Raw genomic sequence first — 22,793 nt, 5'->3', positions numbered from 1 at the left:
GCCCGCGTCAGCCGGTATTGCGCAGGCCGGCCGCGATGCCGTTGATGGTCAGATGGATCCCGCGCCGCACGCGCGCGTTGGTGTCACCGGCGCGGTGGCGCTTGATCAGTTCGACCTGCAGGTGGTTCAGCGGATCGAGGTAGGGGAAGCGGTTCTTGATCGAGCGCGCCAGCAGCGGGTTGGTGGCGAGCCGCGCCTCGTGGCCGGTGATCGCGGCGAGCGCGGCCGTGGTGCGCTCCCATTCGGCGACGATGCGGCCGAACACGTGCTTGCGCAGCTTCTTGTCGGCGACGAGTTCCGCATAGCGCGAGGCCACCGCCAGATCGACCTTGGAGAGCACCATGTCCATGTTCGAGAGCAGGTGCGAGAAGAACGGCCAGGTGCGGTTCATCTTCTGCAGCAGCGCGAGGCGCCTGGCGCGCTCGGCTTCGTCCCCGGCGCCGTCGAGGTAGGCCGCGAAGGCGCTGCCGAAGCCGTACCAGCCGGTCAGCAGCAGCCGGCACTGGCCCCACGAGAAGCCCCACGGGATCGCACGCAGGTCCTCGATCTTGCGGTGCTTCGGGTCCTGCAGCTTGCGCGAGGCCGGCCGGCTGCCGATGTTCAGCTCGGCGATCTCGTTGATCGGCGTCGAGGAGAAGAAATAATCGGTGAAGCCGGGCGTCTCGTAGACGAGCGCGCGATAGGTGGCGATCGCCACGTCCGACAGCGTCTGCACGGCGGCCTCGAACGCCGGCAGCTGCGCGGGCGCGTTGTTGCGCGGCAGCAGCGAGGCCTCGAGCGTCGCGGCGACCACCGTTTCGAGGTTGCGGCGGCCGATCTCGGGGTTCGAGAACTTGCTCGCGATCACCTCGCCCTGCTCGGTCAGGCGGATCTGGCCGTTCACGGTGCCGGGCGGCTGCGAGAGGATCGCCTCGTAGGTGGGGCCGCCGCCGCGGCCGACCGTGCCGCCGCGGCCATGGAACAGCCGCAGCCTGATGCCATGCGCGCGGAACAGCTCGACCAGCGCGAGCTCGGCGCGGTACAGCTCCCAGTTCGAGGTCAGGAAGCCGCCGTCCTTGTTGCTGTCCGAGTAGCCGAGCATCACCTCCTGCTCCCCGCCCTGGCGCGCGACGAGCGCCGCGGCGCCCGGCAGCGCGAAGTAGTCGCCCATGATCTCGGGCGCGTTGCGCAGGTCGGCGATCGTCTCGAACAAGGGGATCACCATCAGCGAATGCTTCGCGTCGGCCGCCCCGGCGCCGAAGGTGCCGTCGAGCAGGCCGGTCTCCTTTTGCAGCAGCAGCACCTCCACCAGGTCGGACACCGTCTCGGTATGCGAGATGATGTAGTTGCGCACCGCGCGCGGGCCGAACCGCGCGCGTACCTCGCGGGCCTTCTCGAGCACGCCGAGTTCGCTGTTCGCCAGCTCGGAGTAGTCGACGTAGGGAATCCGCAGCGGGCGCGGGTCGGCCAGCGCGGCGAGCAGCACGCGCAGCTTGTCGGCTTCGGGCAGCGCCGCGTAGTCGGCCTCGACGCCGGCGCGCGCGAGCAGCTCGGCGATCACGGCCTCGTGGATGTCCGAGCTCTGGCGCAGGTCGATGCTGGCGAGATGGAAGCCGAACGTCTCGGCCGCGCGCACCAGCGGCGCGAGGCGCGGCGTCGCCAGCAGCGCGCCGTGATGGGCGACGAGCGAGTCCTGCAGCACGCGCAGGTCGCTCGCGAACGCCTCGGCGTCCGGATACGGCGTCGCGCGCACCGGCGGCGCGCCGCGCCCGGCGCTGCGCACCGCCACCACGCCTTCGCCCAGGCGCACCCGCGCGCTCGCGGCGATGCGCGTGTAGATGCCGATCAGCGCGCGGCGGTACGGCTCGTCGACGCGATGCGGCGACTGGTCGGGCGAGGCGGCCGCGAGCGCCCTGACCTCGTCGCTCGCGCCCACCAGCAGGTCCGACACCGACAGCTCGGCGCCGAGCTTGTGGACCTGCTCCAGGTAGTGCTCGAGGATCACGGCGCCCTGGCGGTGGATCGCCTCCTCGAGCGTGGCGGCCGTCACGTTCGGATTGCCGTCGCGGTCGCCGCCGATCCAGCTGCCCATCTGGAAGAAGGCCGGCACGCGCGCGGCCAGGCCGTGTTCGGCGAGCGCCTCCTCGATGTCGGCGTAGAGCGCCGGCAGCTCGTGCAGGAAGGTCGCGCGGTAGTAGGACAGCGCGTTGTCGATCTCGTCGGCCACCGTCAGCCGCGCGTCGCGCAGCATGCGGGTCTGCCACAGCGAGGCGACCCGCGCGCGCAGCAGCGCGTCGTTGTGGGCGCGCTCGCGCGCGGTCAGCTCCTGGTCGCGCTCGGCCAGCAACCGCGCGATGTCGTGCTGGGCGTCGAGGATGCTCTTGCGCTGCACTTCGGTGGGGTGCGCGGTCAGCACCGGCACGATCAGCGCCTCGTCGAAGAAGCGGCGGATCACCTCGGCCGACGCGTCGCCGGCCGCCTTGAGCGCCTGCAGCGCGTAGGCCACGGTGCCCGCCTGCGGCGCGGAGCCGGCCAGCGCATGAATCCGGCGGCGGCGGTTGTGATGGCGGTCCTCGGCGATATTGGCCAGATGCGAGAAGTAGCTGAATGCGCGCACCACGCTCACGGTCTGCTCGGGCGTGAGCTTGCGCAGCATCTTGTCGAGCGCCTGCGCGGCCTCGCGATCGTCCTCGCGGCGGAACTTCACGGCGTGCTGGCGGATCGTCTCGACCACCTCGAACACGGCCTCGCCTTCCTGCTCGCGCACCACGTCGCCGAGCAGGCGTCCCAGATAGCGGATGTCCTCGAACAGCGGCTGATCCTTGTCGTCGCGCGTGCGGCCGTTGGCCTTCGGCTTCGGCCGCTCGGCCGCGGTCGCGCCGCCGGTCCGCGCCGGCGTTCCGCCGGGTGTCGCGGCCGGCCTGGTCGGGCCGGCCTTGCGGGGCGTCGCGTCGCCGTTGGCGGCCGGTCTTGCCGGTTTCTTCGTGGTTGCCGCCTGGGCGGCGGGTTGGGCGGCCGTGGTCGTGCCGCGCTGGCGCGCGGGGGCGTCGGTCGTGGCCGGCGCGGTGACGTTGGACGAGGCAGCATTGCGGCGCGCAGCGCGCGCCGATCCGGAGGACTTCACGATGGGTTTCCTTGGGAAAGCACGAGTGAACGGGAGACTGCGGTACTGTCGATTTGCCGGCGGCGGACCGCCGCGCGCCACGCCGGTCGCCGGCGGGCGACCCCGGCGCATGCGCCCGGGCCGCCTGAAAAGGGGGACGGGCGTGCGTGCTACCATTGTTCGTCCCTGATTCCCGTCCTTCGATGCCGCTGCAATGAATTCCGAGACTCTTACGGCCGACGTTCCGGCGACGCTCACGATCGCTTCGCGGGAGAGCCGCCTCGCGATGTGGCAGGCTGAACATGTGCGTGACGCGCTGCGCAAATTATATCCAGCTTGCGACGTGAAGATCCTCGGGATGACGACCCGGGGGGATCAGATCCTCGATCGCACGCTCTCGAAGGTCGGCGGCAAGGGCCTGTTCGTGAAGGAACTCGAGACCGCGCTGGCCGACGGCCGTGCCGACCTCGCCGTCCATTCCCTGAAGGACGTGCCGATGTCGCTGCCCGAGGGCTTCGCGCTCACGGCCGTGATGCGTCGCGAGGACCCGCGCGACGCGTTCGTGTCGAACGACTACGCGTCGCTCGACGAGTTGCCCACCGGCTCGATCGTCGGCACCTCCAGCCTGCGCCGCGAGGCGATGCTGCGCGCACGCTATCTCGATATCGACGTGCGGCCGCTGCGCGGCAACCTCGACACGCGGCTGGCCAAGCTGGACCGGGGCGACTACGCGGCGATCATCCTCGCCGCGGCGGGGCTCAAGCGGCTCGGGCTCGACGCGCGGATCCGCTCGCTGATCGAGGTCGAGGCGAGCCCGCCCGCGGCCGGGCAGGGCGCGCTCGGCATCGAGATCGCGGCGGCGCGCGCCGAGCTCGCGCGCTGGCTCGCGCCGCTGCACGACCCGGCCACGGCGCTCGCCTGCGAGGCCGAGCGCATGGTCTCGCGCGCGCTCGGCGGCAGCTGCGAGGTGCCGCTCGCCGCCCACGCGGTATGGGACGGCGACGTGCTGCAGTTGACGGGCCGCGTCTCGAACCCGAGCGGCACGCGCGTGCTCAATGCGCGTGCGCGGGCGGCCGTTTCGACGCCCGACGCGGCGCTCGCGCTGGGCCGGCAGGTCGCCGACGAGCTGGCGCGGCAAGGTGCCTTCGAGATCGTCGAGGCACTGCTCGGAGGGCGCTCCTGATGGCCGCCGCCCGCGCGTTCACGGCGGTGCTGACCAAGCCCGAGGGGCAATCGGCGGCGCTCGCCGCGCAGCTCGCGGCGGCCGGCATCGAAAGCTTCGATTTTCCGCTGATCGACATCGCGCCGGCGACGGACTTCGGCCCGCTCGACGCGGCGTTCGCCCGCCTCGACGCCTATGCGCTGGTGGTGTTCGTCTCGCCGAACGCGATCGACCGCGCGCTCGCGCGCTTCGGCGCGATCTGGCCGCATTCGCTGCCGGTGGGCGTGGTCGGTCCCGGCAGCGTGGCGGCGCTGGCGCGCCACGGCATCGCGGCACCCGCGCATCGCGTGATCGCACCGGACGGCGCGCTGGCGCCCGCCGGCGCCGCCGGGACCGACGGCGGCGAGCCGCGCTACGATTCCGAAGGCCTTTACGCGCAGATCGAACGCGCGTTCGGCATGGCGGCTGCGCACCCGGCGGCCGGGCAGGTCGCCGATGACGCGGCCGGCGCCACGGCGAGCGGCGGCGTGGCCCTGGACCGTCGTGACGACACTGCCGCCCGCGCAGCCGGCGCCGGCCCGGACGCCGTGCCGGACGCTCCGGGTGGCTCGGACGGCTCCGGTTCCCCCGCGGCATCGGCGGCGGCGGCTCGCGAGTCCGCCGCCGCGGCGCATGCGCAGGCCGGGCGTGCCGATGCCGCCATGCCGCCGCCCGCCGGACCGCTTGCCGGCAAGCGCGTGCTGATCGTGCGCGGCGACGGCGGCCGCGAATGGCTCGCCACGCGGCTGCGCGAGGCCGGCGCCGAGGTTGAGTTGGTGGCCGCCTATCGCCGGATCGTGCCCGAGCCTTCGATCGGTGCCTGGGAGCGCGTCCATGCGCTGCTCGGCGGCGCGCCGCACGCGTGGCTCGTGACGAGTTCGGAGGGCGTGCGCAATCTGCACGAGCTGGCGGTCGACCATCTGACCGCAGCCGAGATCGAGGCGCTGCTGCACGCGCCGCTGGTCGCGCCCCATTCGCGCATTGCCGATACGGCGCGGGCATTGGGTTTTGATAGGATTACGCAGTCCGGCGCGGGTGACGAACGGATCGTCCGCGCGTTCAGAACGTTGGCCGACACGGCCGCTCACGCGGTGCAAGCCGCCTCGGTACCCTCTCGCATGACAGACACTAACGATTCCAGCAAGGCTTCCTCCGCGGGCGGCGCGCCCGCGCGGCCCGCGGCGCCGCCGCCGCCCAATCCGCCGTTTACGCCGTTCGAGGCGCAAGGCCCGAAACGCCGCGGCGGCGCGGCCGGCGTGCTGCTCTGGTGCGTGGTGGTGGTGCTCGCCTGCGGCGCGGGCGCCGGCGGCTACGTGCTGAACCGCAAGCTCGACAAGCTCGAGCAGCTCACGGTGCAGCGCCAGAACGCGCTCGACGCGGCCACCGCGGCGGCGCGGCGCCAGTCCGAGCAGGCGCTCGCCAACAGTCATCAGGTGGACAGCGAGGTCTCGCAGTTCGCCGGCAAGCTCGCCGACGCGCAGGCCCAGCAGCAGGCGCTGCAGCAGCAGTACCAGGACCTGTCGCGCAATCGCGACGCCTGGCTGCTCGACCAGGTCGAGCAGACGCTGTCGGGCGCGAGCCAGCAGCTGCAGCTCACGGGCGATACGCAGCTCGCGCTGGTCGCGCTGCAGAACGCCGACGCGCAGCTCGCCACCTCGCAGGGCGCGCAGGCGATCGCGGTGCGCAAGGCGATCGCGCAGGACATCGACAAGCTCAAGGCCGCGCCGTCCGTGGACCTGACCGGCCTCGCCATCAAGCTCGACGACGCGATCGGCCGCATCGACGCGCTGCCGCTTGCCGGCGAGGCGTCGATCGGCCGCGCGGTGCCGCGCGCCGGGCATCCGGCCGACCTCGCGCAGCAGGCCGCCGCCACCGGCCAGCCACGATGGAAGATCTGGTGGCACGACCTGTCCACCGGCGTCGCCGCGCAGCTCGCGAGCCTCGTGCAGGTGCGCCGCATCGACCACGCCGACGCGATGCTGATCTCGCCCGAGCAGGGCTACTTCGTGCGCGAGAACGTCAAGCTGCGCCTGCTGACGGCGCGGCTCTCGCTGCTCGCGCGCAACGAAGCGGCGATGAAGTCCGACCTGCACGCGGCGCAGGCCGCGCTCGGCCGCTATTTCGACGCCTCGTCGAAGGACACGCGCACCGTGCAGGACCTGCTCAAGCAGGTCGACGCGGCCTCGCTGTCGGTGGCGGTGCCGAACCTGAACACGAGCCTCTCCGCGATCCAACAGTTCAAGAGCCGGGGGTGACGATGACGCTGCGAGGAATCCTCTGGCTGGCCGTGCTGTTCGCCGTCGCCGTGGCGCTCGCCACGGTCGGCCGCTTCGACGGCGGCCAGGTGCTGATCGTCTACCCGCCGTATCGGGTGGACGTGTCGCTGAACCTGTTCATCGTCGCGATCGTGGTGCTGTTCGTCGTGCTCTACGCGCTGCTGCGCATCGTGCGCAACGTCTGGCGCATGCCGCAGCGGGTGGCGGCCTATCGTGCGCGGATGCGTCGCGAGAAGGCGCATGCGTCGCTGCGCGACGCGATCGCGAACCTCTACGCGGGCCGCTTCTCGCGCGCCGAGAAGGCCGCGCGCGACGCGCTCGCGGTGGACGCGAACCAGGGCGCGGCGAGCCTCGTCGGCGCGGTGGCCGCGCATCGCATGCACGAATACGCGCGCCGCGACGAGTGGCTCGCGAAGGTCGACGGCAACGACTGGCAGGAGGCGCGGCTGCTCGCCACGGCCGAGATGCGCGCCGAGGCGCGCGACGCCGAGGGGGCGCTGGCCGCGCTCGCCGAGATGCAGCAGTCGGGCGGCAAGCGCATCCACGCGCAGCAGGTCGCGCTGCGCGCGCAGCAGCAGTTGAAGAACTGGGCCGAGGTGCTGAAGCTCGCCAAGGCGCTCGAGAAGCGCGAGGCGCTGCACCCGGCCGCGGCGGTGCGGATGCGCCAGCAGGCGGCCGAGCATCTGCTGCGCGATCGCCGCCACGACGCGGACGCGCTGCTGGAGGTTTGGCAGTCGCTGTCGGCGCCCGAGCGGCAGTCGCCGCGCCTGGCCGATCTGGCCGCCGAACTGCTGGTCGCGCTCGATCGCCAGCCCGAGGCGCGCCGCATCGTCGAGGACGCGCTCGCGCATCACTGGGACGCGCGCCTGCTGCGCCGCTATCCCGATACCGTGAGCGGCGACGCGCTGCCGCTGATCCAGAAGGCCGAGGGCTGGCGGCGCGATCATGCCGACGATGCCGACCTGCTGATGGCGCTCGGCCGCCTCTGCCAGAAGCAGCAGCTGTGGGGCAAGGCGCAGTCGTTCCTCGAAGCGGCGCTGAAGCTGTCCGACAACGACGCGCTGAAAGTGCGCGCGCACCGCGCGCTGGCAAGCCTGTTCGAGCACCTCGGCGACACCGACAAGGCCGCGCGCCACTACCGCGAGAGCGCGCTGGCCACGCACGTGGCCTAGCCGCGCGGCGCCGCGCGTTGCCGGCAAGCGGCGGCCTTCGGGCCGCCGTTCCGTTTTGCGCGGGGGCGGCGCTTAGCGGTTGACGAGCGCCTTCGGCACCGACAGCGCGAGCAGGCCGCCCAGCACGCAGAACGCGGCGAGCATCAGCATGCCGGACGCGTTCGAGCCCGTCACGGTCTTGAGCCAGCCGATCAGGTAGGGGCTCAGGAAGCCGGCCAGGTTGCCGATCGAGTTGATGAGCGCGATGCCGGCCGCGGCCGCGGTGCCGCCGAGAAACGCGGTGGGCAGGCTCCAGAACAGCGGCAGGGTGGTGAGGATGCCGATCGTCGCGAGCGTGAGGCCCACCATCGCGAGCGCGGTCTGGTTCGCCCACACCACCGACAGCAGCAGCCCGAGTGCGCCGAGCGCGGCTGGGAACACCAGGTGCCAGCGGCGCTCGCGGCGGCGGTCGGCGCTGCGCGCGATCAGGGTCATGCCGATCACGGCCGCCGCGTAGGGGATCGCCGAGAGCAGGCCGATCGAGAACGCGTCGGTCACGCCGGTCGACTTGATGATGGTGGGCAGCCAGAAGCCCACGCCGTACAGGCCCATCACGAACGAGAAATAGATCAGCGCCATCAGCCAGACGCGCGGGCTCGCCAGCACGCGCGCCACCGACGGGTCGTCCTTGAGCGCCTCCTCGTCGGCCACGTTGCGCATCAGCAGCGCCTTCTCGTCGCCGCTGAGCCAGGCGGCGCGGGCAATGCGGTCCTCGAGCCGGAACAGCACCAGCAGCCCGACCAGGATCGACGGGATGCCCTCCAGCAGGAACAGCCACTGCCAGCCGTGCCAGCCGTTCGCGCCGTGGAAGGCTTTCAGGATGTAGCCCGAGACGGGGCCGCCCACCACGCCCGAGATCGCGATCGCGGTCATGAAGAAGGTGGTCATGCGGCCGCGCCGGTGCGCCGGATACCAGTAGGTCAGGTAGAGGATCACGCCGGGGAAGAAGCCGGCCTCGGCCACCCCGAGCAGGAAGCGCATCACGTAGAACATCGCCGGCGTGGTGACGAACATCATCAGCGCCGAGATGAGGCCCCAGGTGATCATGATCCGCGCGATCCAGACGCGCGCGCCCACCCGGTGCAGGATGATGTTGCTCGGCACCTCGAACAGGAAATAGCCGAAGAAGAAGATGCCGGCGCCGAGCCCGTAGACGGTGTCGGACAGGTTCAGGTCGGCGGCCATCTGCAGCTTCGCGAACCCGACGTTGACGCGGTCCAGGTAGGCCACCACGTAGCAGAGCATCAAAAGCGGCGCGAGCCGCCAGGTGACCTTGCGGTAGGTGGCCGCCTCGAACGCGGAAGGCTGGCCGGAATCGGCCGTTACGGTGCTCGCCATGGGTCGTCTCCTTACGGGATGGTTCGGTCGTCTTGGTATGGGGCGGCGGCGCGAGGATGCCGCGATTGCGTGGTGGCGGCGCGCGCCGATGCGTCAGGTGTGTCAGGTGCGTCAGATGCAGCGGCCGCCGTCCACCTCCAGGCAGATGCCGGTGATGAATTCGGCTTCGTCGGAGGCCAGATAGAGTGCCGCGTTGGCGATGTCGCGCGGCGTCGAGAGCCGGCCGAGCGGAATCGTGGCGAGGAAGCGCTGGCGGTTCTCGGGCGTGTCGTCGACGCCCATGAATTCGGTCATGAGGCCGGTCTCGCCGAGCACCGGGTTGATGCAGTTGACGCGGATCCGGTCGGCGCCGAGCTCGGCCGCGAGCGCCTTGCTGGCGGTGATCATCGCGCCCTTCGTGCTGTTGTACCAGACGAGGCCGGGGCGCGGCCGGACCCCGGCGGTGGACGCGATGTTGACGAACACGCCGCCGCCCGCCTCGCGGAAATACGGCACCAGCGTCTGCACGCACCAGAACAGGCTTTTCATGTTGACGGCGTAGACGCGGTCGTACTCGGCCTCGCTCACGTCCAGCACGGGCTTGTTGCGGTGCGTGGTGCCGGCATTGTTGACGACCACGTGAACCTGCCCGAAATCGTCGAGGGCGGCGGCCAGCAGCGCGCGCCAGTCCTCGCCCTTCGCGACGTCGCCGGCGATCGCGATCGCCCGCCCGCCCGCCATCGCGATCTCGCCGGCCACGCGCTCGGCCGCCGCGCCGTTCAGGTCGTTGACGACCAGGTTCGCCCCCTCGCGTGCGTAGGTCCTGGCGATGCCCTCGCCGAAGCCCGAGCCGCCGCCCGTGACGATCGCTGTCTTGCCTGCAAGCCGCATGGCTGTCTCCTTGTCCGTGTCGGATCGGGTGGTGGTAGTGGTTGCGTGGCTGCCGCGCGGCCGGCCCGCGCGGCTCAGCCGTGTTTGAGCGCGACGGTCTTCAGCACCGTGAAGCCGTAGAGCGCCTCGAAGCCCTTCTCGCGGCCGTGCCCGGAGAGCCCGCTGCCGCCGAACGGCAGCTCGACGCCGCCGCCCGCGCCGTAGTTGTTGACGAACACCTGCCCGGCCCGCACGCGCCGCGCGAGCCGCATCTGGCGCGCGCCGTCGCGGGTCCAGAGGCCGGCCACGAGCCCGTAGGCGGTGCCGTTCGCGAGCGCGACGGCTTCCTCCTCGTCATGGAACGGCAGCGCGGCCAGCACCGGGCCGAACACTTCCTCCTGCGCGAGCCGGTGTGCGGGCGGCACGTCGCGCAGCAGCGTCGGCGCCTGGTAGAAGCCGCTTTCGGGCGCCTCGGGCACTACCTCGCCCTGCGCGGCCACCGCGATGCCGTCGTGCTGGGCGTCGGAGAGGAAATCCCAGACGCGCTGCTGCTGCCTGGCGTTGATGAGCGGGCCGCAGTCGAGGTCGGCGAGGCCGGGGCCGACGCGCAGCGCGCCGAACGCGTCCGCGAGCCGCTCGAGCAGCGGCTCGTAGACGGCACGCTCGATCAGCACGCGGCTGCCGGCCGAGCAGGTCTGGCCGCCGTTCTGCACGATCGCCGCGACCAGCACCGGCAGCGCGGCGTCGAGGTCGGCGTCGGCGAACACGAGCTGCGGGGACTTGCCGCCCAGCTCGAGCGTGACCGGCACGTGCCGCTCGGCGGCCGCCAGCGCGACGAGGCGGCCGGTCTCGGGCGAGCCCGTAAACGAGATATGGTCGATGCCGCAATGGGCGGTGAGCGCCGCGCCGGCCTCGTGGCCGGTGCCGGTGACGATATTGAGCGCGCCCGGCGGCAGGCCGGCCTCGGCCGCGAGCCGGGCGACCTGCAGCAGCGACAGGCAGGCGTCCTCGGCCGGTTTCACGACGCAGGCGTTGCCGGTGGCGAGCGCCGCGCCGACGCTGCGCCCGAAGATCTGCATCGGGTAGTTCCACGGCACGAGGTGGCCGGTCACGCCATGCGGCTCGCGCAGCGTCAGCACCGTGTAGCCGGCCTGATAGGGCAGCGTCTGGCCATGCAGCTTGTCGGCCGCGCCGGCGTAGAACTCGAAGTAGCGCGCAAGCGCGGCGGCGTCCGCGCGCGCCTGGCTGAGCGGCTTGCCGGTGTCGCGGCATTCGAGCCGCGCGAGCGTGTCCTGCTGCTCGGCCACGCGCTGCGAGAGGCGGTACAGCAGCCGGCCGCGCTCGGCGGCGCTGGTCGCGCCCCAGGCGCCCTCGAAGGCCGCGCGCGCGGCGCCTACCGCGGCGTCGACGTCGGCGGCGCTGCCGCGCGCGAGGCGCGCGAACGGCGCGCCGTCGGACGGGTCGATGACGGCGAGCGTCTCGCCGCTCGCGGGCGCGACCCATGCGCCCGCGATGAAGTGCCTTGCCTCTTCCATGCCTGCTCCCGGATCGTCGGCGGCGATGCGCGTTTCGGGTTCTGTCGGGTTCGGTGCGCATGCGGCGCGGCTGCCGCGCCGCGCGGGCCGGGGCCCGCATGCCGGCCAAGTGTGCGCCTAACTTCGGCCGAGCGCCATCGGGTGATTGGCTATAATGGCGGCTCTTCGCGGGCCGCGATCGTTGGCGCCCCGTGCCGTTTTCCCATCGTCATGCAGAGAGTGCTCATGAGCTTCAGCAATGTTCCGGCCGGCAAGGATCTGCCGCACGATTTCAACGTCATTATCGAAATTCCGGCGCAAAGCGACCCGGTCAAGTATGAAGCGGACAAGGACCTCGGCGTGCTCGTGGTCGACCGTTTCGTCGGCACCGGCATGCGCTACCCGGTCAACTACGGCTTCATTCCGCAGACGCTGTCGGGCGACGGCGATCCGGTCGACGTGCTGGTGATCACGCCGTTCCCGCTGCTGGCCGGCTCGGTGGTGCGCGCGCGCGCGCTCGGCATGCTGCAGATGACCGACGAGTCGGGCGTCGACGCGAAGCTGATCGCCGTGCCGCACGACAAGGTCTGCCCGATGACGGCCAACATCAAGTCGATCGACGACGTGCCCGAGTACCTGAAGGACCAGATCAAGCACTTCTTCGAGCACTACAAGGCGCTCGAAAAGGGCAAGTGGGTGAAGGTCGAGGGCTGGGCCGGCATCGACGCCGCGCACAAGGAAATCAGCGAGGGCCTTGCGAACGCGAAGAAGTAAGACGCCGTCCGCGACGTGGCATCAGGCCGCGCGTGCCCCGTTCCGGGGCCGCGCGGCTTTGTTTTGGACGGCGCGCATCACGCGGCGGCGCAGACGCGCCGGCCGGAGCGGCCGGTGGCCGGGCGCGCGGGCTTCGGCCCGCCGGCCCGGCGGCGGCCGGCGCTGAGGGACCACGCCGGCTGCGGGTCCGGCGCGGCGCCGTCGTCCGCCTCGACGGCCCACGGCGCGCCGCCGGCATGGCGCGAACGCAGGCCGCGCGCGATGCCGGGCGCATCCGGCGCGGCGTCACGGGGCGGTCCGTCGACGATGCCAGCCGGCAGCACCGATTCGAGCGTGCGCAGCCCGCTCGCGAGTTCGCGCTTGCGCGCCGGCGTCAGGCGCTTGACCCAGTATTCGGCCCGCGAGGCGACCGAGCGGTCGGCCAGCGGGAACGCGGCGAGCACCGCACGCGGCTTGCGCGAGCGCGTGTAGCGCGCGCCCGTGCCGTTCGCGTGCCGCGCGAAGCGCGCGTCCACGTCGGTCGTGATGCCGGTGTAGACGCTGCCGTCGGCGCATTCGATCAGATACAGGAACCAGGACATGGCGGGCGGCCGGTAGCGGGCCGTCAGTGGCGTCGAAGGCCGCGCGCGCTCACTGCGCGCCGTCCTTGAACGGATTGTGCTCGCGCAACTCGTCCATGTAGGCATGGATCTGCCCCGTCTCGCGCTCGAGGAACGCGCCGACCGCGTCGGCGAACGCCGGGTGCGCGAGCCAGTGCGCCGAGCGCGTGACGGTCGGCATGAAGCCGCGCGCGAGCTTGTGCTCGCCCTGCGCGCCGCCCTCGAACGCGCTCAACTGCTCCTCGATGCAGAACTCCAGCAGCTGATAGTAGGCGGTTTCGAAATGCAGGCAGGGCACGTGTTCGAGCGCGCCCCAGTAGCGGCCGTAGAGCGTGCCGCCGCCGGCCGGATCGCGCCGGTACACGGCCAGCGCGCTGGCGATCGGCTTGCCTTCGGCCTCGGCGATCACGAGCAGCAGATTCTCCGGCATGGTCGCGCCGATGCGCCGGAAGAAGTCGAGGTTCAGGTACGGGCTCGAATAGTGTTCGCGGTAGGTCTGCCGGTAGCAGCGCGAGAAGAAGCGCCAGTCGGCGTCGGTGGCGTCCTCGCCGCGCACGCGGCGCAACGTGACGCCGGCCTCGGCCACCTTGCGCCGCTCGGCGCGAATGTTCTTGCGCTTTTTCTGTTCGAGCGTCGAGAGGAAATCGTCGAAGTGCCGGTAGCCGTCGTTGAGCCAGTGGAACTGCACGCCTTCGCGCAGCATCATGCCCATCTCGCCGAGCAGCGCGGCTTCGTCGGTGCTCGGAAACAGCACGTGCAGCGACGACACCTCGCTCTGCTCGGCCAGCGCGACGAGCGTGGCCGCGAGCTGGCGGCGCGCGCGCGAATCGGCGGCGATCAGGCGCGTGCCCTGCACCGGCGTAAACGGCACCGCGCAGAGCAGCTTCGGATAGTAGGGCAGGCCGTTGCGCTGGTAGGCGTCGGCCCAGGCCCAGTCGAACACGTATTCGCCATACGAATGCTGCTTGGCGTAGAGCGGCGCGGCCGCCACCAGCGCGTTGGTGGCCGTGTCGGTGAGCGTGACGAAGTTCGGCGACCAGCCGGTCTCGCCGGTCGCGCAGCCGGTGGCGTGCAGCGCGGCCAGAAATTCATGGCGCAGGAACGGCGTGGGATGCGCCTGCCGTTCGAGCAGGGCGTTCCATTCGTCGGCGCCCGTTTCGAGCGGAGACGACAGGAGCCCCATGCGATAATCGTTGCGTTCGTGTTTCAACCGTCAGAGATCCGTTTGGTTCGGCGCGCGCGACGCGGCGCGCACCGGTGATGCGCCCGCGGGCGCTCGTCACGCGAGCCGCGAGGCCGCGCAGATTCCGTCATGAAAACCCGTATCGCTCTCGCCCAACTCAACGTCACCGTCGGCGATTTCGCCGGTAACGTCGCCCGCATCGTCGAGGCCGCGCGCGCCGCGCACGACGATGGTGCGCAGCTGCTCGTCGCGCCGGAGCTCGCGTTGTCCGGGTATCCGCCCGAGGATCTGCTGCTGCGTCCGGCGTTCTACACCGAGGCGGCCGAGGCGCTGGCGCGGCTGGCCGAGTGCCTGAAGCCGTTCGAGGGGCTCGCGGTGCTGGTCGGCCATCCGCTGCGCACGCCCAGCGCCGATGGTAATGCAAACCGTCCGATCGGGCGCGGCGCGACGCCGGTGGACACCTACAACGCGGCGTCGCTGCTCGTCGGCGGCGCGATCGCGGCCACCTATCGCAAGCAGGACCTGCCGAACACCGAGGTGTTCGACGAGAAGCGCTACTTCGCCACCGATCCGCAGCCGTGCGTGTTCGAGCTGAACGGCACGCGCTTCGGCGTGATCATCTGCGAGGACGCCTGGCACGCCTCGGCCGCCCAGCTCGCGAAGGCCGCCGGCGCCGAGGTGCTGCTGGTGCCGAACGGCTCGCCGTATCACATGGACAAGGACGCGGTACGGGTCGGGATCGTGCGCGCGCGGATCCGCGAGACGGGGCTGCCGGTGGTCTACGTGAACCTGGTGGGCGGGCAGGACGAGCTCGTGTTCGACGGCGGCTCGTTCGTGCTCGACGGCGCGGGCGAGCTGGTCGCGCGCATGCCGCAGTTCGAGGCGGGCCACGCGATCGTCGAGTTCGACGGCGCGCGCCCGCTGCCGGGCGAGATCGCGGCGCCGCTGCCGGTCGAGGCGCAGGTCTACCGCGCGCTGGTGCTCGGCGTGCGCGACTATATCGGCAAGAACGGCTTTCCCGGCGCGCTGATCGGCCTGTCGGGCGGCGTCGACTCGGCGCTGGTGCTGGCGGTGGCCTGCGACGCGCTCGGCCCCGAGCGGGTGCGCGCCGTGATGATGCCGTCGCGCTACACGGCCGACATTTCCACCACCGACGCGGCCGAGATGGCGCGCCGCGTGGGCGTGCGCTACGACGAGATCGCCATCGCGCCGATGTTCGACGCGTTTTGCGGCGCGCTCGCCGACGAGTTCGCCGGCCGCGACGAGGACGCCACCGAGGAGAACATCCAGGCGCGGATTCGCGGCACGCTGCTGATGGCGCTGTCTAACAAGTTCGGCTCGATCGTGCTGACCACCGGCAACAAGAGCGAGATGGCGGTGGGCTACTGCACGCTGTACGGCGACATGGCGGGCGGCTTCGCCGTGATCAAGGACATCGCGAAGACGCTCGTCTATCGTCTCTGCCATTACCGCAACGCGGCCGCCGAGTTCGGCTCGACCGAGGTGATCCCGGCGCGCATCCTCAGCCGCGCGCCGTCGGCCGAGCTGCGCGAGAACCAGACCGACCAGGACAGCCTGCCGCCCTACGACGTGCTCGACGCGATCATGCGCATGTACATGGAAGAAGACCAGCCGCTCGCGGCGATCGTCGCGGCCGGCTACGACGAGGCCGACGTGACGCGCGTCACGCGTCTCATCAAGATCAACGAATACAAGCGGCGCCAGGCGCCGATCGGGATTCGCGTCACGCACCGCGCGTTCGGCCGCGACTGGCGCTACCCGATCACCTCGCGCTTCACCGAGCGTATCGACTGACGGCGCGCCGCGCGTAGAATCCGTTCCAGTCATCCATTTACCGGAGCCTCATCATGAAACGCATTACCGCCATCATCAAACCGTTCAAGCTCGACGAAGTTCGCGAGGCGCTCGCCGAGGTCGGCCTGACCGGCCTCACCGTGACGGAAGTGAAGGGCTTCGGCCGCCAGAAGGGCCATACCGAGCTGTATCGCGGTGCCGAATACGTCGTCGATTTCCTGCCGAAGATGAAGATCGAGGTGGTGGTCGCGGCCGACCAGGTCGACCAGGTGATCGACGCGGTGATCGGCGCCGCGCGCACCGGCAAGATCGGTGACGGCAAGATCTTCGTGTCCGACGTCGAGCGCGTGATCCGGATCCGCACCGGCGAGGAGAACGAAGCGGCGGTCTGAACCCGCGCGGCGCGTCACCGCCGCGCGGGCAGCCGGCGCGGGCGCGGCGGGCCGCCAATAAAAAACGGTGCGATACCCGTTGGGGTATCGCACCGATACGCGCCTCTCGCAGCAGCGTGAAACTGTCAGTGTTGCTCCGGGCTCCGGTTCGTCGCGGACGATCAGAACAGGTGCTGGATGCCGGCGTAGATGCCCGTCTGCGAGCCGCCCGCCTTCGGGTTGCCGGTGGTGACGGCGCTGCCTGCCGGGTTGGCGTTCAGGCCGAAGTTCGCGGTCTTGCTGTTGCGAACCGTAGCCGCCTGCAGGTCGAGCAGGGTGCGCTTGGACAGGTTGTACGAGCCGCCGATCGTGTAGATCGTCGCGTTGCCGCCGCCGTTGTTCGCATTCACGTGGTAGACCGCCGCGATCAGCGCGGCCGCCGGCGTTGCCTGCCAGGTCACGCCGCCCCAGACTTGCTGCGTCGAGGTGATGCCGTTGTTGCCCACCGGGCCGGCGCTGTCGGCGTGCGAGGTCTGGTATGCCGCCTGCAGCTTGAACTGGCCGAGGAACACGTTGGCGCCGACGAAGTATTCGCGCGAGAAGTTGAACACGTCGTCGAACTTGCCGTTCGCGCCGTCACGCGTTTCGTCAAACAGGCCGCGGACCTGGAACAGCGAGTTCGTGTAGGTCAGCTGCAGGCCGTCGCTGCGGCCCTGGCTGCCCGCTGCACCGGTGCCGCCGTTGAAGGTCGTCTGGTTCGACAGCGAGTACTGGCCGTAGGCGTCGAAGCCGTAGAACGACGGCGACTGATACGAAACGTTGTTGCTGGTCTTGTTCCAGTTGCGGCCGCGCACGAGCGAGGCGGTCGACCAGCTCGACTGGCCGAACGGATCGAAGTCCCACACGCCGTTCGCGATCGCGAGTTCGCGACCGAACAGCAGCGTACCGTAGGCATCGTTCGAGATCCCGACCGTCGCGAAACGATCCCAGATCGAACCGGTCGTGCCGAGGCCGCCGTTCATCGTGTTGAATGCGCCTTCGAGGTGGAACAGGACCTTGTAGCCGCCGCCGATGTCCTCGGTGCCCTTGATGCCCCACAGGCTCGTGCCCCAGTCACCGCTTTCCGCGCGGATGCTGTGACCGTTCTGCAGGCCGTTCAAGTATTCGAGCCCGGCGTCCAGGCGGCCGTACAGCGTCACGCTGCTTTGTGCCTGCGCTGCCACACCGGCAGTCATCAGCGCTGCCGCCAGCAATGCTTTCTTCATCATCTCCTCCATACCCTGTCAAAAAGTCAACCCACCAACTGCGCAAGATGCCGGACGCTGAATGCGTCCGGTCAACATGGGATAACCAGGGAGACCGTGTGCGGCTGCCGGATGGGCGGACGCGATAGGTGCGGACCGAACCGTTTTTCAGGCCGTTTTGCCGGGCAGGCAAGCCGGGGTCTCCTGTTGCCATGAAGTCAAACTACATTTCATGACTTTCGTTTTGCTACTTTGGTTACTAATTTAGCAAAAATACCCTTTGATGGCGACGAAAATCGTTGTCTGACCCGGCGGTGTCTCAAAATTGCCAAACGCACAGGGAGCGATCCTTGCTACCGGCGCTTGCCGGCGCACGCAATGCCTTGTCCGGCAAGGCGTTCACGGCTTTCGGCGAAGTGGGTCAAGGATTGCCACTATTGACGAGAAGGTGCGGCGTGCGTACAAAAAAATCGGCGGAAATCGTTGGTTTTTCGTAAGAAATGCCGGCCGATGGCGCTAAACAAACTGAAGTGCGCAGATTTCGTTGCACTCAACCGCCGGGGCGGCGCGCGGAGTCGAGCGAGCGAAGGCGGGGCGCGCGGACGGCGCCGGCGGCCGTCGTGACCGGGCACGACGGAGCGCGAAGTGGCGTGGGGGGCTTGGGGGCGTGGAGGCGGCGCGGCGAGGGCGGCGGGGAAAGGCGGGGCGAGCGCGGAATAAGGCAGGTGCCCCGGCGCGGCGGCGCCGGGCCGGCAGCCTTACTTGTAGAAGTCGCGACCCGATCTGACAGTTACCCGTTCCGACGGTGCGTGACTGTCAGATCAGATTCAGGTGGCTCACTTTCTCCTTCCACACCTCCTTGCCCGCGATGAGCGTTTGCAAAGGCGTGCGACCACAACACATCTTACCTTGATGCGTTCGCTCGCCGTTGTAGTACATCAGCCAAGTATCGAGATCGACCTGCAGTTCCGCCAGCGTCAGATAGAGCTTGTGGCGGAACGCGACCTGATAAAACTCCTGCAGGATGGTTTTATGGAACCGCTCGCAGATGCCATTGGTCTGCGGATGTCGCGCCTTGGTTTTGGTGTGCTCGATGTCGTTCAGCGCCAGGTACAGCTGATAATCGTGCGATTCCGGCTTGCCGCAATACTCCGTGCCTCGATCGGTCAGCATGCGGATCACACCCATGCCGTGCTCCTCGAAGAACGGCAACACCCGGTCATTGAGCAGATCGGCCGCCGTGATCGGTGTCTTGGTCGTGTACAGCTTGGCCATCGCCACTTTGCTGTAGGTGTCGACGAAGGTCTGCTGGTAAATCCGGCCTACGCCCTTGATCGTGCCCACGTAGAACGTGTCCTGCGAGCCCAGATAGCCGGGATGAGCGGTTTCGATTTCGCCATGAGCCACATCGTCGTCCTGCTTTCTTTCCAGCGCGGCCACCTGGTCCTCGCTCAGCACGATGCCTTTTTCAGCGACCTGCTTCTCCAGCGCCACGAGCCTCAGCTTGAAGGACGACAATTCGTGACGCAGCCAGATCGAACGAACGCCGGATGCAGACACGAAAATACCGCGCCGGCGTAATTCGTTGCTGACCCGAACCTGCCCGTGGGCGGGCTGCTCGATGGCATAGGCCAGCACGGCGATTTCCGTCGCTTCATCGACTCGATTCTTGGGATTCGGCTTGCGCCGATTGCTGTCGAACAGGGCATCGACGCCGCCCTCGGCCACGGCATTCTGATAGCGGTAGAACGTATCGCGCGACAGCCCCATCACCTTGCAGGCCTTCGACACGTTCCCGAGCTCGGTGGCCAGATTCAGCAGACCGATCTTGTGGCGGATGACATTTTGGTTGAGACTACTCACGGGGTTACTCCTTGGCGCTTGCGCGCTGTTTTGATGAAGATTCGCACCTCTATCAAAACGGGTAACCCCGCCTCTTGGCAAGGCCTTACTGTCAGATCAAGTCTGAACTTCTACACCTTACTTGAGGCTGCCCGAGAGGAATTGCTTCAGGCGCTCGCTGCGCGTGTTGCCGAACACCTCGGCGGGCGCGCCTTCCTCCTCGACGCGGCCCTGGTGCAGGAACATCACGTGGTTCGAGACGTTGCGCGCGAAGCCCATCTCGTGCGTGACCACGATCATGGTGCGGCCTTCCTCGGCCAGCTTCTGCATCACCTTCAGCACCTCGCCCACCAGCTCCGGGTCGAGCGCCGAGGTCGGCTCGTCGAACAGCATCACGTCCGGGTGCATCGCCAGCGCGCGCGCGATCGCCACGCGCTGCTGCTGGCCGCCCGACAGATGCGACGGATACTGCTTCTCGACGCGCGGCGGCAGCCCCACCTTCTCCAGGTACTCGCGCGCGCGCGCCTCCGCCTCGCGCGTGGACAGGCCAAGCACGTGCACCGGCGCCTCGATCACGTTCTCGAGCACGTTCATGTGCGACCAGAGATTGAAGTGCTGGAACACCATCGCGAGCTTGGTGCGCACGCGCTGCAACTGCTTCGCGTCGGCCGCCTTCAGCGCGCCGGTCTTGTCCTTCGCGGTGCGCACTTCCTCGCCGTCCACGAAGATGCGGCCCGCGTTCGGCTGCTCGAGGAAATTGATGCAACGCAGCATCGTGCTCTTGCCGGAGCCGGACGAGCCGATCACGCTGATCACGTCGCCGGCCTGCGCCTTCAGCGACACGCCCTTCAGGACTTCGTTGCTGCCGTACTGCTTGTGGAGATCGTCGACGAAAAGCTTGTGCATCTTGGAATTCATCAGGAGTCCTCGCGCCGTTTATTTGCCTTGCGGGCGCAGGTAGGCGAGCCAGCGCCGCTCGGCCTGGCGGAACAGCCACACGAGCGTAAACGAGATCGCGAGATAGAGGAGCGCGGCGATGCCGAACGCGTGGAACGACATGTAGGTGGCCGAGTTGACGTCGCGCGCGATCTTCAGGATGTCGGGCACGGTGGCCGTGAACGCCACCGTGGTGGCGTGCAGCATCAGGATCACCTCGTTGCTGTAGAGCGGCAGCGCGCGGCGCAGCGCGGAGGGCAGGATCACGCGGCGGTAGAGCGTGAAGGTGGACATCCCGTAGGCGCGCGCGGCCTCGATCTCGCCGTAGGCGGTCGCCTTGATCGCGCCGGCGAAGATCTCGGTGGTGTAGGCGCAGGTGTTGAGCGTGAACGCGAGCAGCGTGCAGTGCATGCCGTCGCGGAAGAACTCGTTCAACAGCGGCGTGCCGCGCACCGCCTGCAGGCTGTAGAGGCCCGTGTAGCAGAGCAGCAGCTGCACGTAGAGCGGCGTGCCGCGGAACACGTAGGTATAGAGCCACACCGCGCCGGCCAGCCACTTGCGCTTCGACACGCGCGCGCAAGCGAGCGGCACCGACAGGCAGAAGCCGAGGCCGATCGACACCACCAGCAGCCACAGGGTGATCGCCACGCCGGTGATGTGATAGCCGTCGGTGTAGAGGTAGTTGCGCCAGTATTCCTGAATCAGTTCGATCATAGGTCAGCCTTGCGGACGCCCGTGGAGTAGCGCTTTTCCAGCCACATCAGCACGAAGTTCGAGATCGTCGTGATCGCGAGGTAGATGGCCCCCGCGAGCAGCGTGAAGAAGAAGAAACGCAGCGTGCCCTTGCCGGCGTCCTGCGAGGCCTTGACCACGTCGGCCAGGCCGATGATCGACACCAGCGCGGTGGACTTGACGAGCACCTGCCAGTTGTTGCCGATGCCGGGCAGCGCGAAGCGCATCATCTGCGGGAACATCACGCGCGAGAACACCCGCCAGTTCGACATCCCGTAGGCGGCGCCCGCCTCGAGCTGGCCGCGCGGCACCGACAGGAACGCGCCGCGGAAGGTTTCGGTGAAGTAGGCGCCGTAGATGAAGCCGAGCACCAGCACGCCGGCCGCGAACGGGTCGATGTCGATCTGATCCCAGTTCATCATGTCGGTGAATTGGTTGAGCCAGATCTGCAGGCTGTAGAACAGCAGCAGCATCAGCACCAGATCGGGCACGCCGCGGATCAGCGTGGTGTAGAGCGTGCCGAGCCCGTTCGTGATCCGGTTGCGCGAGAGTTTCGCGGCCGCGCCGAGCAGGCCGAGCACGAACGCGAAGGCGAGCGACAGCACGGCGAGCTTGATGGTCTGCCAGGTGCCGGAAAGTATCAGCGGGCCGTAGCCTTGAAGAAACATATGAAGTCCTTGACGGCGCAACGCGGGCGCCGAGAAAGACGCGTGCCGCGGGTCGGGCGGCACGCCCCGTGCATGTGGGTCGGGCTGCCCGGTGATTCCGCCGGGCGGCTGGCGACTTCCTCGTGCCGGACTGGCCGCCGCGCGCGGTGACGCGCGGCGGCCAGTCCGGCCGAAACGTGGTTACTTCGCCGAATACACGCTGAACGAGAAGTACTTGTGCGACAACCTGTCGTAAGTCCCATCCTTGTGCATCGCGGCGAGAGCGGCGTTGATCTTCGCCTTCAGATCCGTGTCCTCCTTGCGCAGGCCGATCGCGGTGCCGTCGCCGATCGTCTTCGGGTCCTTCACTTCCGGGCCCGCCCACGCGAAACCCTTGCCGCGCGGCGTGCGCAGGAACCCGTAGTCGGCCTGCAATTCGTCCTGCAGCGCGGCGTCGAGCCGGCCGGTCCCGAGATCGGCGTAGACCTGATCCTGGTTTTGGTACGGCACGATCGTCACACCGCGCGGCTCCCAGTAGGTCTTCGCGTAGGTTTCCTGCGTCGACCCCTGCTCGACCCCGACGCGCTTGCCCTTGAGCGAGGCGAGCGTGGGCAGCAGCGGCGAGCCGGCCGGCGCGATCATCCGCGCGGGCGCGTCGTACAGCTTGTCCGAGAAGTCGATCTGCTCGCGGCGCTTGTCGGTGACGGTCAGCGACGACATGATCACGTCGAACTTGCGCGCCTTCAGGGCCGGGATGATCCCGTCGAGATCCTGCGCGACCCAGGTGCAGCGCACCGCGATGCGCGTGCAGATTTCCTTCGCCAGGTCGACGTCGAAGCCGACGATGTCGCCGTTCTGCGCGACCGATTCGAACGGCGGGTAACTGGCGTCGACGCCGATCCGGACCGTCTTCCATTCCTTCGCGACGGCGCCGCTCGCCGCCATGGCGAGTGCTGCGCACAGGGCGAGCTTCTTCATCTGATTCCTCTTACGACTGCCGCGCGCCGGCCTTCGCCCGCGCCGCGCCGGCCGTATTCTAGTCAGTCAAAATTCGGTGTCGGCGGCTTCGGCGATCGGGCGGGCGGGGCCGGCCGGCCAAAAGGGCGGTATTTTACCCGAGCCTGCGGCGTGCAAGGTCGAATCTCGATTCGGAAAGCGGCGCGGGCCGTTACCGGCTGC

18 protein-coding genes are annotated in these 22,793 nt (G+C 69.2%); 6 read left to right on the top strand and 12 right to left on the bottom strand.

Translation table 11 applies throughout. From position 1 onward, the window contains the following. Positions 1–7: 7 nt before the first annotated feature. Positions 8–3,103 carry a phosphoenolpyruvate carboxylase gene (gene ppc, locus KS03_RS13745; RefSeq protein ID WP_015876719.1) on the bottom strand — a complete coding sequence of 1,032 codons (3,096 nt, stop codon included), beginning with the start codon at positions 3,101–3,103 and terminating at the stop codon, positions 8–10. Positions 3,104–3,296: 193 nt separating this feature from the next. Between ppc and hemC the strand changes: the two genes are divergently transcribed. From hemC to KS03_RS13730, 3 genes are read left to right on the top strand one after another with little or no spacing between them, the layout of a single operon-like run. Beyond that, on the top strand, positions 3,297–4,265 hold the full coding sequence (gene hemC / locus KS03_RS13740) for a hydroxymethylbilane synthase (RefSeq protein ID WP_015876718.1): 969 nt from the start codon (positions 3,297–3,299) through the stop codon (positions 4,263–4,265). After that, positions 4,265–6,538 carry a fused uroporphyrinogen-III synthase HemD/membrane protein HemX gene (gene hemDX, locus KS03_RS13735; protein ID WP_015876717.1) on the top strand — a complete coding sequence of 758 codons (2,274 nt, stop codon included), beginning with the start codon at positions 4,265–4,267 and terminating at the stop codon, positions 6,536–6,538. Before hemC ends, hemDX begins: the two co-directional genes overlap by 1 nt. Before the next feature lie 2 nt (positions 6,539–6,540). Beyond that, the gene (locus KS03_RS13730) at positions 6,541–7,731 is read left to right on the top strand and encodes a heme biosynthesis protein HemY (RefSeq protein ID WP_035980043.1); all 1,191 of its coding nucleotides are present in this window, start codon (positions 6,541–6,543) and stop codon (positions 7,729–7,731) included. Positions 7,732–7,803: 72 nt separating this feature from the next. Here KS03_RS13730 and KS03_RS13725 read toward each other — a convergent pair whose 3' ends face one another. The 3 genes from KS03_RS13725 to KS03_RS13715 form a co-directional block, all read right to left on the bottom strand. Continuing rightward, the gene (locus KS03_RS13725; protein ID WP_015876715.1) at positions 7,804–9,108 is read right to left on the bottom strand and encodes an MFS transporter; all 1,305 of its coding nucleotides are present in this window, start codon (positions 9,106–9,108) and stop codon (positions 7,804–7,806) included. 111 nt (positions 9,109–9,219) lie between these two features. Further along, positions 9,220–9,978 carry an SDR family oxidoreductase gene (locus KS03_RS13720; protein ID WP_015876714.1) on the bottom strand — a complete coding sequence of 253 codons (759 nt, stop codon included), beginning with the start codon at positions 9,976–9,978 and terminating at the stop codon, positions 9,220–9,222. A 74-nt stretch (positions 9,979–10,052) separates the two neighbouring features. Continuing rightward, the gene (locus KS03_RS13715; protein ID WP_015876713.1) at positions 10,053–11,492 is read right to left on the bottom strand and encodes an aldehyde dehydrogenase family protein; all 1,440 of its coding nucleotides are present in this window, start codon (positions 11,490–11,492) and stop codon (positions 10,053–10,055) included. Positions 11,493–11,717: 225 nt separating this feature from the next. On the opposite strand from KS03_RS13715, the gene ppa reads away from it, so the two are divergent. After that, entirely contained in the window at positions 11,718–12,245 is a 528-nt protein-coding gene (gene ppa, locus KS03_RS13710) for an inorganic diphosphatase (protein WP_015876712.1), read from the top strand. A 77-nt stretch (positions 12,246–12,322) separates the two neighbouring features. Here ppa and KS03_RS31385 read toward each other — a convergent pair whose 3' ends face one another. Then, positions 12,323–12,826, bottom strand: a complete 504-nt coding sequence (locus tag KS03_RS31385; RefSeq protein ID WP_015876711.1) for a GIY-YIG nuclease family protein — start codon at positions 12,824–12,826, stop codon at positions 12,323–12,325. Between the two features lie 49 nt (positions 12,827–12,875). Further along, on the bottom strand, positions 12,876–14,054 hold the full coding sequence (locus KS03_RS13700) for a GNAT family N-acetyltransferase (RefSeq protein WP_015876710.1): 1,179 nt from the start codon (positions 14,052–14,054) through the stop codon (positions 12,876–12,878). A gap of 102 nt (positions 14,055–14,156) precedes the next feature. On the opposite strand from KS03_RS13700, the gene KS03_RS13695 reads away from it, so the two are divergent. After that, positions 14,157–15,842, top strand: coding sequence for an NAD+ synthase (locus KS03_RS13695; protein WP_015876709.1), 1,686 nt, complete (start codon positions 14,157–14,159; stop codon positions 15,840–15,842). Between the two features lie 53 nt (positions 15,843–15,895). Continuing rightward, positions 15,896–16,234, top strand: a complete 339-nt coding sequence (locus KS03_RS13690; protein WP_013699037.1) for a P-II family nitrogen regulator — start codon at positions 15,896–15,898, stop codon at positions 16,232–16,234. Positions 16,235–16,395: 161 nt separating this feature from the next. Here KS03_RS13690 and KS03_RS13685 read toward each other — a convergent pair whose 3' ends face one another. From KS03_RS13685 to KS03_RS13660, 6 genes are all read right to left on the bottom strand, one after another. Beyond that, a complete protein-coding gene (locus KS03_RS13685; RefSeq protein WP_015876708.1) occupies positions 16,396–17,481 on the bottom strand; it encodes a porin in 1,086 nt (361 codons plus the stop codon). A gap of 792 nt (positions 17,482–18,273) precedes the next feature. Continuing rightward, positions 18,274–19,320, bottom strand: coding sequence for an IS481 family transposase (locus KS03_RS13680; protein ID WP_012734099.1), 1,047 nt, complete (start codon positions 19,318–19,320; stop codon positions 18,274–18,276). Between the two features lie 117 nt (positions 19,321–19,437). Further along, entirely contained in the window at positions 19,438–20,217 is a 780-nt protein-coding gene (locus tag KS03_RS13675; RefSeq protein WP_043307663.1) for an ABC transporter ATP-binding protein, read from the bottom strand. Positions 20,218–20,235: 18 nt separating this feature from the next. Then, positions 20,236–20,949, bottom strand: coding sequence for an ABC transporter permease (locus tag KS03_RS13670; protein WP_015876706.1), 714 nt, complete (start codon positions 20,947–20,949; stop codon positions 20,236–20,238). Beyond that, the gene (locus KS03_RS13665) at positions 20,946–21,635 is read right to left on the bottom strand and encodes an ABC transporter permease (protein WP_015876705.1); all 690 of its coding nucleotides are present in this window, start codon (positions 21,633–21,635) and stop codon (positions 20,946–20,948) included. Before KS03_RS13665 ends, KS03_RS13670 begins: the two co-directional genes overlap by 4 nt. A gap of 180 nt (positions 21,636–21,815) precedes the next feature. Further along, the gene (locus tag KS03_RS13660; RefSeq protein ID WP_015876704.1) at positions 21,816–22,592 is read right to left on the bottom strand and encodes an ABC transporter substrate-binding protein; all 777 of its coding nucleotides are present in this window, start codon (positions 22,590–22,592) and stop codon (positions 21,816–21,818) included. Between the last annotated feature and the right edge of the window lie 201 nt (positions 22,593–22,793).

The sequence above is a fragment of the Burkholderia glumae LMG 2196 = ATCC 33617 genome, assembly GCF_000960995.1.
GTDB classification, from domain to species: Bacteria; Pseudomonadota; Gammaproteobacteria; order Burkholderiales; family Burkholderiaceae; genus Burkholderia; species Burkholderia glumae.
The sequence above is the reverse complement of the archived record's forward strand: the minus strand, read 5'-3'. Positions and strand labels throughout refer to the sequence as shown.